Genomic DNA, 14,083 nt, shown 5'->3' with positions numbered 1-14,083 from the left:
CGGATAGCGATCACATGCGGACGGGCTCCACCCGTCCGCAGCTTTTTCGTCGTCGACTGCACGGAAGGGGTTGCGGCGCATGCGAGTGCCGACTATACGGACGGCCTTGCCGCGCTGCTCCCTTCGTCTAGCGGTCTAGGACGTCGCCCTCTCACGGCGAAAACAGGGGTTCGAGTCCCCTAGGGAGCGCCATTAGAATCAAGCACTTAGGCTTGATCGCGGCGCAAGGCCACATGAACGTGCCACATAGCCGAGGCGATCATCGCCCGTTCGGACGACTGGCCGCATGTGCACTCGCACTCCTGCTTTGTGCTTGCCGCGCCTGATCTTGCAGCCGTGCAGGAGGTGATCGCCAAAGTTCGGCCCTTCGGCTGGCATGTCGCGATCCATGTCGCCGGGCACCACATCGTCCGCTATGCCGACTTGATCGGCGGCATCGAGGCGACGGTTGTCATCGACCATATGGCTCGCCCGCCGGTGGTGGAAGGCGCTGACGGGCCCGCGCTCACGGCACTGCGCCGTCTGCTCGGCAAGGGCAATATCTGGGTCAAGATCAGCGGCGCCGGCCGGCTCTCGGCCTAAGGACCGCCCTATCGCGACGCGCTCGCCATTCCCGCGAGCCTCGTGCTCCAAGCGCCGGAACGTATCGTCCGAGACAGCCACTCGCCGCATGTGAACCTGGACGGCCCGATGCCCGATGACGACGCGCTGGTCGACCTGCTCGGCGAGGTCTTGTCCGACGAGCGCCTGTGCAAGCGTCTTCTCGTCGACAACCCTGTCGAGCTGTTCGGCTTCCGGCAATCCGCAGGCATTCAGGCTGACGAGCCCGATACGGCCTCGGTCGCGGGCGAGGTCCTTCGCATCGATGGCGGGCTTTCGGCGTCCTGACGCCGGACGCGAAAGGATCGGGCACGTCATGCCGACGATCGAGCAGCAGGCGAGGGAGGAGCATGTCTTTCCTGCCTTCAGACTGGAATCGAGGTCGTGTATTTTACGCGCTTAAGCGCGAAGTGAGAGGCGGACGTCGCAATGCTCGGATGGGCGAGCAACTCGCCCATCAGCAGGGACTCATATTCCCGCACGTCGCCCACCACGATGCGAAGCAGGTAGTCCCACTCGCCCGACATGGACAGGCACTCCATGATCTGATCATGGGCCTGAACGAATTCCTCGAAGCTTTTGCGTGCTCCCGGCTCATGGGACTTCATGCGCACCTGGCAGACCACGTCGAGTCCTCGCCCGACCGAATAGGGATCGACGAGGCGGACATGGTTCTTGAGAACTCCGGCTCCTTCGAGCGCCTTCACGCGCCGCCAGCATGACGCCTGCGAAGCCGATACCTCCTGCGCCAGATCGGCATGGCTGATGTCGGCGCGCGTCTGCAGGATCCTGAGGATCCTGCGGTCGAGCGCATCGAAGGTCTGGCCATGAGGCATTTCATTCTCCGTTTCCAATTCTCTGAATGGATTTAATCATATTATGCCTCTCACTCGTGAAAATTGAAAAGAAATTAGCGCAGCGGCGATCTAGATTTGTCCCAGATGCGGGGCAGGACATGTGTGACGAAAAGATCGTTCGGTCGCGCAGGGAGGGCTCTTCGGCGCAGGCGCGCGGCAGGGCGCCGCTGGGCCGCTCGCTTTGACCGGAACGCGGCGCTCGTTCGTCGGCGCGGCATCTCCTTGCTCGCCTCCAGCGGCATCAACCGCGCCAGCCTCGACGCCCGAGACGCCTCGTCCCTTCGCCGACGCTGTCGCGTCGCTCCGCTCCTGACCTGAGGGAGGTTCATCATGGCCCTGGCCGAGCTGATGCCCGAACTGCGCAATGCGCCGAGCGAAGCGGTTGACTGGCCGCGCGTCGCCTATCTCGTCCTGCTGTCTCGCGCGCTCGACAAGATGGAGGAGACGAGGCTCGTTCCCGAAAAGAAGGTGCTCTACCAGTTCTCTGCGCGTGGGCACGACATGGCGCAGATCCTGCTCGGCACCCGGCTCGACCATCCCGCCGATGCGACCTGCGGCTACTACCGGTCGCGCCCGCTGCTGCTCGCACTCGGCGTCGACGTGGCGGATGCGCTGGGCTCGGCGATGGGACGGGCGGGCGGCTATTCGGACGGGCGCGACATCGGGGTGGTGTTCAACTATCCCAACCCGAACGGAGCGTCGGCGCTGCCGATGTGCGGCGGCGTCGGTGCGCAATACACGCCGACGGCCGGGTGGGCGCAGGCGATCGAATATCACCGCACGGTCCTCAAGGACCCGGCCTATGACAAGGCGATCGCGGTGGTGCTGGGCGGCGACGGCTCGGTCGCATCCAACGGCTTCTGGGCCGCCCTGACGATCGCGACGACGCAGCAGCTGCCGATGCTGTTCTATATCGAGGACAACGGCTTCGGCATCTCGGTCCCCTCGGCCTTCCAGACGCCGGGCGGCAACATCGCCGACAATCTCGAGAGCTGGCGGGGGCTCACCATCCTGTCGGGCGACGGGACGGACCCGGCGGAGGCGGCGCGGCTGGTCGATCGCGCCGTGGCGCATGTGCGCGGCGAGCGGGCGCCCGTGCTGCTGCGCCTCACCGTGCCACGGCTGCAGGGTCACAGCTTCCAGGATACGCAGGCCTACAAGCCGGACGCTTTCGTCGCGTCGGAATGGCGGCGTGATCCCTTGCCCAAGCTCAGATCCTATCTCGTTCCCGCCGTGCTGACGCAAAGCCAGTGGACGGATATCGAAGCGCGCGCCGAACGCGATGCGGACGCGGCTCGCGAGCGGGCCGAAGCGCGCGGGACCGCCGACCCCGAGAGCGTCATGAGCCATGTCTTCTTCGAGGGTGTCCTGCAGGAGAAGGGCGGCCAGTGGACCCATGGCTATGTCGCGCCGGCGACGACGGATGTGCCCAGGCCCGAAGGCCAGCGGATCAACATGGTCACCGCCATCCGCCGCACGCTCGAGCATGAGCTCGAGATCAATCCCCGCGTCGTGCTGTTCGGCGAGGATATCGGCCCCAAGGGCGGGGTTCACGCCGTCACGCTCGGGCTGCAGGAGAAGTTCGGCTTTCAGCGCGTGTTCGACACCAGCCTGTCGGAAGAGGGCATCGTCGGTCGCGCGGTCGGCATGGCGCTCGCCGGCCTGCTTCCGGTGCCGGAGATCCAGTTCCGCAAATATGCCGAGCCGGCCACCGAGCAGATCAACGATTGCGGCACGATACGCTGGCGCACCAATAACCGCTTCGCCGCACCGATGGTGCTGCGCGTGCCGGGCGGCTTCTTCAAATGCGGCGACCCGTGGCACAGCCAGACCAACGAGGTCGCCTTCGTCCATAGCCCCGGCTGGAAGGTCGCCGTTCCCTCGAACGCCGAGGATGCAGTGGGGCTTCTGCGCACCGCCTTGCGCGGCAATGACCCCGTCCTTTTCTTTGAGCATCGCGCCATGCTCGACAGCGCCTGGGCTCGCCGTGCCTATCCGGGCGATCACTATGCGCTGCCGTTCGGCAGGGCGAAAACCACCTCATCCGGCGACGACATCACCATCGTGACCTGGGGAGCGATGGTGCCGCGCTGCGAGGCGGCGGCGCAAGGGCGGTCGGCCGATGTCATCGACCTGCGCACGCTGATGCCATGGGACAAGGAAGCGGTTCTCGCCTCGATCAGGCGGACTCGGCGCTGCCTGATCGTGCATGAGGACCTCAAGACGGCGGGCTTCGGGGCCGAGATCGCCGCGGTGGTCGCCGACGAGGCCTTCATGGATCTCGATGCCCCGGTCGCCCGGCTGACGATGCCGGACATCCCGAGTCCGCATAACCCCGTGCTGCTCGATTGGGCGGTGCCGTCGGTCGAGCGCATCCGCGCGAAGATCGACGAACTCGTGGCGTTCTGAAGGGAGATGGGATCGTGACCGATGTTCTGGTCCCCTTCGAGCAGGAAGGAACGAAGGCGATCGTCCGGAGCTGGCTGAAGCAGCCGGGCGATCTGGTCGCGCTGAACGAGCCGTTGGTCGAGCTCGAAACCGACAAGGTCACCCAGGAGGTACCGGCGCCGGCGGACGGCATCCTGGACATCATCCTGCTGGCGGTCGACGCCGAAGCCACGCCCGGCGCGGTCCTTGGCCGCTTGCGCGATTCCACGTCGGCAGCACGGGAGGCGGCGGATGCCGGCACCTCGGCCGCTGCCGTCGCCTTCTCGGCGCAGCCGGCCCCGGCCGAGACGGTCCACGCCGATCGTGCCTTGTCGCCCGCGGTGCGGCGCGCCGTGAAGCAACATGCGGTCGACGTGACGGGCATCGTCGGCACCGGCCGTAACGGGCGGGTCACACGCGCCGATGTCGACCAGTACGTCGCTCGCCGCGGCGAACAACCGGCGCCGCCGACGGCGGATCGGTCCGCCGCTCTCCAGCCGGCGGCGCCGCCTGCATCCGCCAGCGGCGAGGTCCGCTCGGTCCCGCATGATCGGATGCGGCTGGCGATCGCGCAGAATATGCTGAATTCGGTCACGGTCGCGCCGCATGTCACGGCCGTCTTCGAGGCCGATTTCAGCGCGATCATGGCGCATCGCGCCAGGCACAAGGCCGCTTTCGCGCGCGAGGGGGCGAATCTGACCTTCACCGCCTATGTCCTGGCGGCCTGCGCCAAAGCGATGAAAGCGGCGCCCGCGGTCAACAGCCGCTGGTTCGACGACCGCCTCGATATCTACGAGAGCATCAATATCGGCGTCGGCACGGCACTCGGTGACAAGGGGTTGGTTGTTCCCGTGGTCGCCGACGTCCAGGATCTGTCGCTGCTCGGTATCGCGCGGCGCCTGACCGATCTCACCGGCCGCGCCCGGGACGGCAGGCTGACACCGCCCGACATGCGCAACGGCACCTTCACCGTCTCCAACCATGGCGTCTCCGGTTCGCTGTTCGCCTCGCCGATCATCATCGCGCAGCCGCAATCGGCGATCCTGGGCGTGGGCAAGCTGGAGAAGCGCGTGGTGGTGCGCGAGGTCGGCGGCATCGACACGATCCAGATCCGCCCGCTGAGCTACGTCTCGCTCACCATCGACCATCGTGTGGTCGACGGCCACCAGACCAATCTCTGGCTCTCGCGCTTCGTCGAGGTCCTGGAAGGATGGCCTCTCGATGGCTGATTACGATCTCGACGTGCTGGTGATCGGCGCGGGCCCCGGCGGCTATGTCGCAGCGATCCGGGCGGCGCAGAACGGGCTGAAGACCGCCTGCGTCGACAGCCGCGCGACACTCGGCGGCACCTGTCTCAATGTCGGCTGTATTCCCTCCAAGGCCATGCTCCACGCCTCCGAGCTGTTCGAGCAGGCGCAGTCGGGCGCACTCGCCAGGCTCGGCGTGAAGATCGACGGGATGGGGCTCGATCTCGGCGCGATGCACGGCCAGCGCCAGGATACGGTGCGGCAGCTGACCGAAGGGGTGGCGTTCCTGTTCAGGAAGAACAAGGTCGAATGGCTGAGAGGCTTCGCCAGCTTCGTCGATCGGGACAGGGTGCGCATTGGTGATCGCATCATCCGCGCCAGGAACATCGTCGTCGCCACGGGGGCCTCGGTGGCGCCGCTCGCAGACGCTGCGGTCGATCACGAGGTGATCGTCGATTCGAGCTCTGCACTGGAGCTCCGGACCGTGCCGGATCGCCTCGTCGTGGTCGGCGGCGGCGTGATCGGGCTGGAGCTGGGGTCGGTGTGGCGGCGCCTCGGCGCGGAGGTCACCGTCGTCGAGTTCCTCGACCAGATCCTGCCGGGCATGGATGGCGACATCCGCAAGGAGGCGAACCGGATCCTCGGGAAGCAGGGCATGAGTTTCAAGCTCTCGACGAAGGTCACGGGAATCGAGCGCGAGGGCGACGGGGCGGTGCTGACGCTCGAGCCCTCCGCCGGCGGCGCGGCCGAGACCCTGGCGGCGGATGTCGTGCTCATCGCGATCGGGCGCCGTCCGAACACGGAAGGGCTTGGGCTCGACCAGGCCGGTCTTTCGGTCAATGCACGCGGCCAGATAGAGGTCGATCGCGATTTCCGCACCGCCGTGCCCGGCATCTGGGCGATCGGGGACGTCGTGCCGGGCCCGATGCTCGCGCACAAAGCGCAGGACGAGGGGATCGCCGTCGCCGACACCATCGCCGGGCGCGCGGCCTCGCTGAATCGCGACGTCATTCCGAGCGTGGTCTACACCAGTCCCGAGATCGCCGGTGTCGGCCTGACCGAAGAGCAGGCGAGGGCGCTCGGCGAGATCAAGGTCGGCACGTTTCCGATGCTGGCCAACAGTCGCGCCAAGACCAATCACGAGCCCGACGGCTTGGTGAAGGTCGTCGCCGATTCCGGCAGTGACCGCGTTCTCGGTGTCTGGATGATCGCTTCGGTCGCGGGCACGATGATCGCCCAGGCGGCGCAGGCGATGGAGTTCGGCGCGACGAGCGAGGATATCGCCTACACCTGCCACGCGCACCCAACCCATGCGGAAGCTCTGAAGGAGGCCGCGATGGCGGTGCGGGGCAGGCCGGTCCACATCTGACGCGACGCGTTAGCGCGAACCGGATCTGATCGACTGTTCCCGGAGATAGTGGGCCAGAGCAATTCCGCGATTCTCCAAATCGCGAGATTGCTCTATGTTTTTGTTTTATCGCATTTTCTTCACGCGAACCGGTGCCCACTTCGCTCAAAAATGCTCTAGCTCACCCAGACATCCGGCGACGCGACGAGCTTGCCGCCTCGCACCCGGATCACGCCGTCGACCAGCACGTCGCGAACGCTGCGCGGGCTCGCGCAATGGACGATGTTGGAGACCGGATCGTGCAGCGGCCGCATCTCCGGCTGGTTCAGGTCGAGGATGACCAGATCGGCGCGCTTGCCGATCTCGACCGAGCCGACGAGGTGGTCGATGCCGAGGACGCGCGCGCCGTCCAGCGTCGCCAGCCGCAGCATGCGCGCCGTCGGCAGGACGGTCGGATCGTCGGCCTGCATCTTTCCGACCAGCCCCGCCAGCCGCATCTCCCAGAACATGTCCATGCTGTTGTTCGAGGCCGTCCAGTCGGTGCCGAGCCCGACCGGAACCGCGTCGGCGAACCGGTTCAGCGACAAGGTCCGCGCCTCGATCTTCAGATTGCTCGCCGGGCAATGGCAGATCGCGGTGCCGTCGCGGCACCAGCCGTCAGGCTCGTCCTCGTCGAGATAGATGGCGTGAGCGGCGATCACGTCAGGACCGGTCAAGCCGGCACAGCGCAGGCAGGCCAGCGCGCCGCGATGGCCGCGGCGGCGGATCGCATCGATCTCGGCCTGGCATTGCGCGACGTGCAGGTAGATCCGCGCCCCGGCTCGCCGGGCCCGCTCGCCGCATTCGCGCAGCAGCGCGTCGGAACAGGTGTCGAGCGCATGCGGGGCGATGCCCGCGACGATGCGCGAGCGCGCCGGGTCCGTGCCGTAGCGCTCGATCAAGCGCTCGGTCGGGCCCCAGTCGGCCGGCCCAGCAAGATCGACCAGTGTCGAGCCGACGCTGGCGCGCAGTCCGCTCGCCTCGATGATCGGGGCATAGCGATCCATCTGCGCGACGCGGTCGGCGATGCAGGTCACGCCGTTGAGGAGGAATTCGGCGCAGGCCTGCGCCAGCGAATGACGATAGTCGTTCTCGCCGAAGCGTTCCTGGCCCGGCACCCGGTAGCCGCCCTCCGGCCAGAAGGCGCGCATCCTGTCGTCGGCTAGGCCGCGAAACAGGCCGAGCGTCGCATGGGTATGCGTGTTGACGAAGCCGGGCATGACCAGCCCGCTCGCGCAATCGATCACCTCATCGCCAGGCCGCACCAGGCTGCCGCCGGGGCCGATCGCGTCGATCGTCTCGCCTTCGATGCGCAGGTCATGATCGCGCAGCACGCGATCGCGCGCATCGACCGTCGCGATCATAGCGTGAGACAGGACCAGGGCCATGGCGGGTGGCTCACGAAGGGTGGTGTGGCAAGAGCCGCACTTGTCAGCTTCGCCCGAAACAGCATCGCTCGCGGAACCTGTCAACATGCGGGCATGTGTTGCCTTTTTGAGCGCGCTCCGGGCGATTCTTTGCGCTTCTTCGAGCACACCTGCTGTGATTAGCTCGGCCTCGACCGTGGCGACAACGATCGCGGCATTCAGAAGGGGACGATACGATGATCGATCGGCGGAGCTTCTTGCAGGGACTGGCCGGCGCGGGTGCCTTCCTCTCCTTCGAGGCCGGCGCGCAAGGCAGGCCGGTCGTCAATCTCCAGCTCGGCTGGATTTCCGGCGGCAATCAGATCGGCGAGGTTTGCGCCAAGCAGCTCGGCTATTACGAAGCCGAAGGCATCGAGATGAAGATCCAGCCGGGCGGTCCCAGCATCGACGGCGTCGCGGTGGTCGCCTCCGGCCGCTACGAGGCAGGCCAGGTCTCGTCGAGTCCATCGCTGATGCTGGCGGCTTCGCAGGGGCTGCCGATCCGCTGCTTCGCCGCCGGCGCACAGATCCACCCTTACGCCTTCTTCTCCCTGAAGAAGAACCCGGTGGCCAAGCCGGCCGATTTCGTCGGCAAGAAGGTCGGCATCCAGCAGACCGGCGTCATCCTGCTGCGGGCGCTGTTGGCCAAGAACAACATCGCCGAGAAGGACGTGACCATCGTCCCGATCGGCTCCGACATGACACCGCTGCTGACCGGCCAGGTCGATGTCGTGACCGGCTGGCTGACCAACACGACGGCGATGAAGCCGCTCGGCGCCGACCGTGTCGATCTGCGCCTGTGGGATGCCGGTGTCAGGCTCTATGCGCTGCCCTACTATGCCACGACGGACACGCTGCAGAAGAAGGGCGATCTGCTCGCCAAATTCATGCGCGCCACTGCCAAGGGCTGGGCCTACGCCCATGCCAATCGCGACGCCGCCGTCGACCTGCTGATCAAGGAAATGCCCAATCTCAACAAGGCGGACGAGCGCGTCGCCATCGATGTGATGCTCGACTACGCCTTCACCGGCAGCACCAAGACCGAGGGCTGGGGCACGATGGATCCGAAGATCTGGCAGGAGCAGATCGATCTTTACGCCCAGCTCGGCCAGTTCTCGAAGGCGCCGCCGAAGCTGGACGAGGTGATCACGCTCGACGTGCTCAAGGCGACTGCCGACACACGCGCGAAAATCGGCTGAAAGCGCTCCGATCCAGGGTCCAGTGCAGAGGCCAGCTCATGCCAGCATCCGCCGTCGCCTGCCAGAATGTCAGCGTCCGCTTCGTCACCGATCGGCGGACCGTCACAGCCCTGAGCAGCGTCTCCTTCGATGTCGCGTCCGGCGGCTTTCTGAGCCTTCTCGGCCCCTCCGGCTGCGGCAAGTCGACCCTGCTGCGAGTGGTCGCCGACCTGATCGCGACCAGCAGCGGCCAGGTCTCGGTCTTCGGCATGCGTCCGGAAGAAGCGCGCCAGGCGCGCAGCTTCGGCTTCGTCTTCCAGGATGCGGCGCTGCTGCCCTGGCGCACGGCGCTGGAGAATGTCGAGTTGCCGTTCGAGGTCGGCGGCAAGCGTGCCTTGCCGCCCAATGCGCCGACGCCGCGCGAATTGCTCAAGCTCGTCGGGCTCGAAGGCTGGGAGGGCAGCCTGCCGCACGAATTGTCCGGCGGCATGCGTCAGCGCGTCTCGATCGCGCGCGCCTTGCTCGGCGGCCCGAAGCTGCTGCTGATGGACGAGCCCTTCGGTGCGCTCGACGAGATCACCCGCGACCGGCTGAACGAGGAGCTGCGCCGGATCTGGCAGGAGACCGGCACGACGATCCTGTTCGTCACCCACTCGGTCTACGAGGCGCTCTATCTCGGCGAGCAGGTGCTGGTGCTGGCCGCCAATCCCGGCCGCGTCGCCTCCTTCACCACCGTCGACCTGCCGCGCGACCGGAACCTCGCCATTCGCGAGACGCCGCAATTCGTCGCCATGGCCGCCGGCTTGCGCGACACGCTGGGGAGGGGCCATTGACCACGCTCGATCTCGCCCACGCTGATCCCGGCCTCGCCGCGGCCGAGGCGGCCTATCGCCAATCGCATCGGCGCCTGCTCTGGCGCCGCCGCCTGCTGCCGGCCGCCGGTATCGCCGGGGCGATCGCGCTCTGGGCCTTCGTCATCTGGTTCTTCGACGTCAAGCCGTTCATCGCGCCCTCGCCGATGCTGGTGCTGACGACGCTCTGGGCCAAGCTCGACATCCTGCTGCTCAACCTGGTGCCGACGGCGATCGAGGCCATTTCGGGCTTCCTGCTCGGGAATATCGCCGCGATCCTGATCGCCACCGTCTTCGTCCACAAGAAGGCGATGGAGGAGGCGTTCTTCCCGGTCGTCGTCCTCGTCAACACGATTCCCGTGGTCGCCAAGGCGCCGATCCTGGTGCTGCTGCTCGGCAACGGCATGGAGCCGAAGATCGCGATCGCCGCGCTGATCTGCTTCTTCCCGACACTGGTGAACATGGTGCGCGGGCTCGAGGCCGTGAACCCGCAGGCGATGGAGCTGATGCGCGTGCTCTCGGCCTCGAAGACCGAGATCTTCTTCAAGCTGCGCCTGCGCAACTCGCTGCCCTATCTGTTCTCGGCCCTGAAGATCGCCGCCTCGACGGCGGTGATCGGCGCCATCGTCGGCGAGTGGATCGGCTCCACCACGGGCATCGGCGCGCTGATCATCCAGTCCACCTACAATTTCGACTCGGCCATGCTCTACGCGACCGTTCTCGTCGGCTCGGCCTTCTCGGTGCTGTTCTTCGTGACGATCCTCGCCCTCGAGCGACTGGTCGTGCGCTGGCAGCCCGCCAGCAGCCATTGATCCAGGAGGCAGACATGACACAGGACCCGACCCTGGCGCGCGTCGCCGACGCGCCCGGTGACGCCACGGTTGTCGCCCGCTCCGACGTTGTCGTCGTCGGTGGTGGTCCGGCCGGCTTCTCGGCCGCCATCGCCGCCCGGCGCGAAGGCGCCTCGGTGACGCTGATCGAGCGCTACCCTTATCTCGGCGGCCTCGCCGCCGGCGGCATGGTGCTGGTGCTCGACGACATGCACAATGGCGACGAGGTCACCACCATCGGCATCTGCAGCGAGATGATCGAGCGGATGGAGGCTGTCGGCGCCTGCGTCTACCCGAAGCCGGACGAGCGCGGCCAGAGCTGGGACCTGTATCGCAAATGGGCGCGCTGGGGCGCCTTCGATTTCCGGGCCCAGACCAAGCCGGCTCCGATCGTGATGGCCGCGGCCTTCGATCCGGATGGCTGGAAGCGCGTCTCCAACGACATGATCGAGGAAGCCGGCGTCAATGTCCGCCTGCATTCCTGGTTCTCGCGGGCGGTGATGGACGGCAGCCGGGTCACCGGCGTGATCTGCGAGACCAAGGAGGGCCGCCAGGCGATCATGGGCGACGTCGTCATCGACGCGACCGGCGACCTCGACGTCGCCGCCGCTGCGGGTGCGCCCTTCGTCCACGGCTCCTACATCCTGACCACGGTGTTCCGCCTCGGCGGCGTCGACACAGACGCGGCCGAACGCTTTGCGCTGGAGGAGCCGGAGGCCTATGCCAAGATCGACCGCCAGGCCAAGCGGATCATGGGCGGCTCCTGGGATTTCTGGTGGCTGAAGACGCCGCTGCCCGGGATCGTCTGGTGCAATTGCCCGCATATGACCGGGCTCGACGGCCTCTCGGTCGAAGACATCACCAAGGCCGATTTCCTCGGCCGCAAGCGCATCTACGCCCTGGTCGAGTTCGTCCGCGCCAATATGCCGGGCTTCGAGAAGGCGGTTGTCGTCGACGTCGCGCCGCAGCTCGGCGTGCGCCAGACGCGGCTGCTGGAAGGCGATTATGTCGTCACCAAGGAAGACGTGATGGACCGCGTCCACTTCGCCGACACGGTGGCGCGCGGCCGCGACTACTACACCCCTTATCGCGCGATGCTGCCCAAGGGCATCGACGGCATGATCGTCGCCGGCCGGCATTATTCCGCGACCGAAGCTGCGCAAAAGCAGTCGCGCGAGATCCCGCCCTGCATGGCGATGGGCCAGTCGGCCGGCATCGCCGCGGCACTCGCGGTCGCGGGCAGGGTCCAGCCGCGCGCCGTGCAGGCCGCCGCGATCTGCGAGCGCGTCCGCGCCCAGGGCGGCGACCCGGGCGATCGTCCATCCGCCAACGCCACGCTTCTGGAGAAAGCAGCATGACCACCCCTGACAACCTGCCGCTCGCCGGGGTGCGCGTCATCGACTTCACCCAGGTGATGATGGGTCCGGTCGCGACGCAGATGCTGGCCGATTACGGCGCCGACGTCATCAAGATCGAGCGGCCCGGCTCCGGCGATCTCTCGCGGACCGCCTTCCCGAACGATCCTGCCGGCCTGCTCGGCCCGGTCTTCTGCTCGCTGAACCGCAACAAGCGCTCGGTGACGCTCGATCTGCGCCGGCAGGAGGATCGCGATGTCGTGCTGGAGCTCGCCCGCACCTCCGACGTCATCGTCAACAATTTCCGCGCCGGCGTGATGGAACGCCTCGGCTTCGGCTATGAGGATCTCGCCAAGCTCAATCCGCGGCTGATCTACGCCGTCGGAACCGGCTATGGCCTGACCGGCCCCTATGCCCACAAGGGCGGGCAGGACGTGCTGGCCCAGGCGATGAGCGGCGTGATGCATCGCCGCTCGAATGACGATCAGCCGCTCGCGGTCCATGCCACGACCTTCGCCGACTATTCGGCCGGCATGCATCTCGTCCAGGGCGTGCTGCTGGCTCTGCTGCAGCGCCAGAAGACAGGGCGCGGTCAGCAGATCTCGGTCTCGCTGCTCGATTCGATGCTCGCGGCGCAGACGCAGGAGGCCGCGGCGCAATTGATGCGCGGACGCGAGGTCAACTGGGGTGCCATGCCGCTCTCGGGGGTGTTCCCGACCTCGGACGGGGCACTGGTCATGGTCGGCGCCTTCAAGGCCGATCCCCTCGGAGACATCTCGACGGCGCTCGGCGTCGATCATCTCGGCCGTGACCCGCGCTTCGCCAGCTTCGCCGACCAGGTCGCCAACAAGACGGCGCTGCAGGACATCTTCCGCGCTCGCTTCGCCACCAATACCACGGCCCATTGGCTCGCCCGGCTGGAGGAGGTCGACCTGCTCTGTGCACCGGTCCGCTCGCTGGCCGAAGCTCTCGCCGACGAGCAGACCGCGATCAACGGGATGGTGATCGAGTGCGACGGCGAGGTCGAGCGGATCAAGGTTGTCGGCTCGCCGATCCACATGTCGGACGCGCCGGTCGCGATCCGGCGAGCACCGCCCTCGCTCGGACGCGATACCGAGGCGGTGCGCGCCGAGGTCGCCGCCGCTGCCATGAGGGCCGCCGAGTGATGGGCGTCCTGTTCGAAGTCCGGGAGCATGTCGCGCGCGTCACCATCGACCGGCCGGAGGTGATGAACGCGATCGACCAGGCCACCGAGGCCGAGTTGCAGCGGATCTGGACGGCGATCGAGCAGGACCGCACCATCCGCGCCGTGGTCCTGAGCGGAGCGGGCGAGCGCGCCTTCTCGACCGGAGCCGACATGAAGTCCGGCAGCGGCATGTCGGGCCTCGAATACTGGGCGGCGCCACGCCCCGGCGGCTTCGGCGGCATCGCGCTGCGCGAAACGCTCGACGTGCCGGTCATCGCCCGGGTCAACGGCCACGCGGTCGGCGGCGGTTTCGAGATGGTGCTCGGCTGCGACATCGTCGTGGCGGCGGAGCATGCCAGCTTCGGCCTGCCCGAGGCCCGTGTCGGGCGCCTGCCGCTCGACGGCGGCATGACCCTGCTGCAACGACAGATTCCGCATCGGGCCGCCATGGGCATGCTGCTCACCGGCCGACGCATCAAGGCCGAGGAGGCGCTGCGCTTCGGCCTGATCAACGAGGTCGTGCCGCTGGCCGAGCTCGATGCGGCGGTCGAGCGCTGGCTCGCCGAGATCCTCGTCTGCGCGCCGCTCTCGCTGCGCGCCACCAAGCAGGTGGTGCGACGCAGTGCGCATCTGACGGCGGCCGAGGCGCAGAGCCTGCGCCTGCCGGCGCTGGTCGAGGCCTTGAACTCCGCGGACTCGCAGGAGGGCGTGCGCGCCTTCGTCGAGAAGCGCAAGCCGGTCTGGACGGGGCACTGAGGC

13 protein-coding genes and 1 tRNA gene are annotated in these 14,083 nt (G+C 67.3%); 12 read left to right on the top strand and 2 right to left on the bottom strand.

What is annotated here, in order from left to right:
• Nucleotides 1-116: 116 nt before the first annotated feature.
• The 3 genes from BMZ69_RS23790 (at nt 117) to BMZ69_RS23780 (ending at nt 888) form a co-directional block, all read left to right on the top strand.
• Nucleotides 117-192, top strand: a tRNA-Glu gene (locus BMZ69_RS23790).
• A 96-nt stretch (nt 193-288) separates the two neighbouring features.
• The gene (locus tag BMZ69_RS23785) at nt 289-582 is read left to right on the top strand and encodes an amidohydrolase family protein (RefSeq protein ID WP_348272488.1); all 294 of its coding nucleotides are present in this window, start codon (nt 289-291) and stop codon (nt 580-582) included.
• A 42-nt stretch (nt 583-624) separates the two neighbouring features.
• Complete coding sequence (locus tag BMZ69_RS23780) at nt 625-888, top strand: hypothetical protein (RefSeq protein WP_139219156.1); 264 nt, start codon at nt 625-627, stop codon at nt 886-888.
• A 77-nt stretch (nt 889-965) separates the two neighbouring features.
• Here the strand turns inward: BMZ69_RS23780 and BMZ69_RS23775 are convergent, their stop codons facing one another.
• On the bottom strand, nt 966-1,436 hold the full coding sequence (locus BMZ69_RS23775; protein WP_092161491.1) for an Lrp/AsnC family transcriptional regulator: 471 nt from the start codon (nt 1,434-1,436) through the stop codon (nt 966-968).
• Between the two features lie 351 nt (nt 1,437-1,787).
• Here BMZ69_RS23775 and BMZ69_RS23770 point away from each other — a divergent pair, with 351 nt between their 5' ends.
• From BMZ69_RS23770 to lpdA, 3 genes are read left to right on the top strand one after another with little or no spacing between them, the layout of a single operon-like run.
• The gene (locus BMZ69_RS23770; RefSeq protein WP_092161489.1) at nt 1,788-3,866 is read left to right on the top strand and encodes a transketolase C-terminal domain-containing protein; all 2,079 of its coding nucleotides are present in this window, start codon (nt 1,788-1,790) and stop codon (nt 3,864-3,866) included.
• 14 nt (nt 3,867-3,880) lie between these two features.
• Complete coding sequence (locus BMZ69_RS23765) at nt 3,881-5,113, top strand: dihydrolipoamide acetyltransferase family protein (protein ID WP_244543504.1); 1,233 nt, start codon at nt 3,881-3,883, stop codon at nt 5,111-5,113.
• The gene (lpdA, locus tag BMZ69_RS23760) at nt 5,106-6,500 is read left to right on the top strand and encodes a dihydrolipoyl dehydrogenase (RefSeq protein ID WP_092161487.1); all 1,395 of its coding nucleotides are present in this window, start codon (nt 5,106-5,108) and stop codon (nt 6,498-6,500) included. Before BMZ69_RS23765 ends, lpdA begins: the two co-directional genes overlap by 8 nt.
• A 155-nt stretch (nt 6,501-6,655) precedes the next feature.
• Here lpdA and BMZ69_RS23755 read toward each other — a convergent pair whose 3' ends face one another.
• A complete protein-coding gene (locus tag BMZ69_RS23755) occupies nt 6,656-7,906 on the bottom strand; it encodes an amidohydrolase family protein (protein ID WP_175506946.1) in 1,251 nt (416 codons plus the stop codon).
• A 215-nt stretch (nt 7,907-8,121) separates the two neighbouring features.
• Between BMZ69_RS23755 and BMZ69_RS23750 the strand changes: the two genes are divergently transcribed.
• From BMZ69_RS23750 to BMZ69_RS23725, 6 genes are read left to right on the top strand one after another with little or no spacing between them, the layout of a single operon-like run.
• Nucleotides 8,122-9,123: an ABC transporter substrate-binding protein gene (locus BMZ69_RS23750; RefSeq protein WP_092161483.1), complete on the top strand. Its 1,002-nt coding sequence runs from the start codon at nt 8,122-8,124 to the stop codon at nt 9,121-9,123.
• 38 nt (nt 9,124-9,161) lie between these two features.
• Complete coding sequence (locus BMZ69_RS23745) at nt 9,162-9,935, top strand: ABC transporter ATP-binding protein (protein ID WP_092161481.1); 774 nt, start codon at nt 9,162-9,164, stop codon at nt 9,933-9,935.
• Complete coding sequence (locus tag BMZ69_RS23740) at nt 9,932-10,765, top strand: ABC transporter permease (protein ID WP_092161479.1); 834 nt, start codon at nt 9,932-9,934, stop codon at nt 10,763-10,765. Before BMZ69_RS23745 ends, BMZ69_RS23740 begins: the two co-directional genes overlap by 4 nt.
• Nucleotides 10,766-10,779: 14 nt before the next feature.
• Nucleotides 10,780-12,141 carry an FAD-dependent oxidoreductase gene (locus tag BMZ69_RS23735; protein ID WP_092161476.1) on the top strand — a complete coding sequence of 454 codons (1,362 nt, stop codon included), beginning with the start codon at nt 10,780-10,782 and terminating at the stop codon, nt 12,139-12,141.
• Complete coding sequence (locus BMZ69_RS23730; protein WP_092161474.1) at nt 12,138-13,304, top strand: CaiB/BaiF CoA transferase family protein; 1,167 nt, start codon at nt 12,138-12,140, stop codon at nt 13,302-13,304. The genes BMZ69_RS23735 and BMZ69_RS23730 overlap by 4 nt, the downstream gene beginning before the upstream one ends.
• Nucleotides 13,304-14,080, top strand: coding sequence for an enoyl-CoA hydratase-related protein (locus BMZ69_RS23725; protein WP_092161472.1), 777 nt, complete (start codon nt 13,304-13,306; stop codon nt 14,078-14,080). Before BMZ69_RS23730 ends, BMZ69_RS23725 begins: the two co-directional genes overlap by 1 nt.
• The last annotated feature ends 3 nt before the right edge of the window (nt 14,081-14,083 follow it).

Origin of the sequence: Allobosea sp. CRIB-10, from assembly GCF_900112185.1 — a bacterium.
Taxonomy (GTDB): domain Bacteria; phylum Pseudomonadota; class Alphaproteobacteria; order Rhizobiales; family Beijerinckiaceae; genus Allobosea.
This window is presented reverse-complemented; position numbering and strand designations above follow the sequence as displayed.

What these genes read in the sequence shown, in the direction of transcription:
- BMZ69_RS23745 (WP_092161481.1), top strand. Translation starts at nt 9,162, where the DNA reads ATGCCAGCATCCGCCGTCGCCTGCCAGAATGTCAGCGTCCGCTTCGTC.
- BMZ69_RS23735 (WP_092161476.1), top strand. Translation starts at nt 10,780, where the DNA reads ATGACACAGGACCCGACCCTGGCGCGCGTCGCCGACGCGCCCGGTGAC.
- BMZ69_RS23775 (WP_092161491.1), bottom strand. Translation starts at nt 1,436, where the DNA reads ATGCCTCATGGCCAGACCTTCGATGCGCTCGACCGCAGGATCCTCAGG.
- BMZ69_RS23750 (WP_092161483.1), top strand. Translation starts at nt 8,122, where the DNA reads ATGATCGATCGGCGGAGCTTCTTGCAGGGACTGGCCGGCGCGGGTGCC.
- BMZ69_RS23770 (WP_092161489.1), top strand. Translation starts at nt 1,788, where the DNA reads ATGGCCCTGGCCGAGCTGATGCCCGAACTGCGCAATGCGCCGAGCGAA.
- lpdA (WP_092161487.1), top strand. Translation starts at nt 5,106, where the DNA reads ATGGCTGATTACGATCTCGACGTGCTGGTGATCGGCGCGGGCCCCGGC.
- BMZ69_RS23730 (WP_092161474.1), top strand. Translation starts at nt 12,138, where the DNA reads ATGACCACCCCTGACAACCTGCCGCTCGCCGGGGTGCGCGTCATCGAC.
- BMZ69_RS23755 (WP_175506946.1), bottom strand. Translation starts at nt 7,906, where the DNA reads ATGGCCCTGGTCCTGTCTCACGCTATGATCGCGACGGTCGATGCGCGC.
- BMZ69_RS23725 (WP_092161472.1), top strand. Translation starts at nt 13,304, where the DNA reads ATGGGCGTCCTGTTCGAAGTCCGGGAGCATGTCGCGCGCGTCACCATC.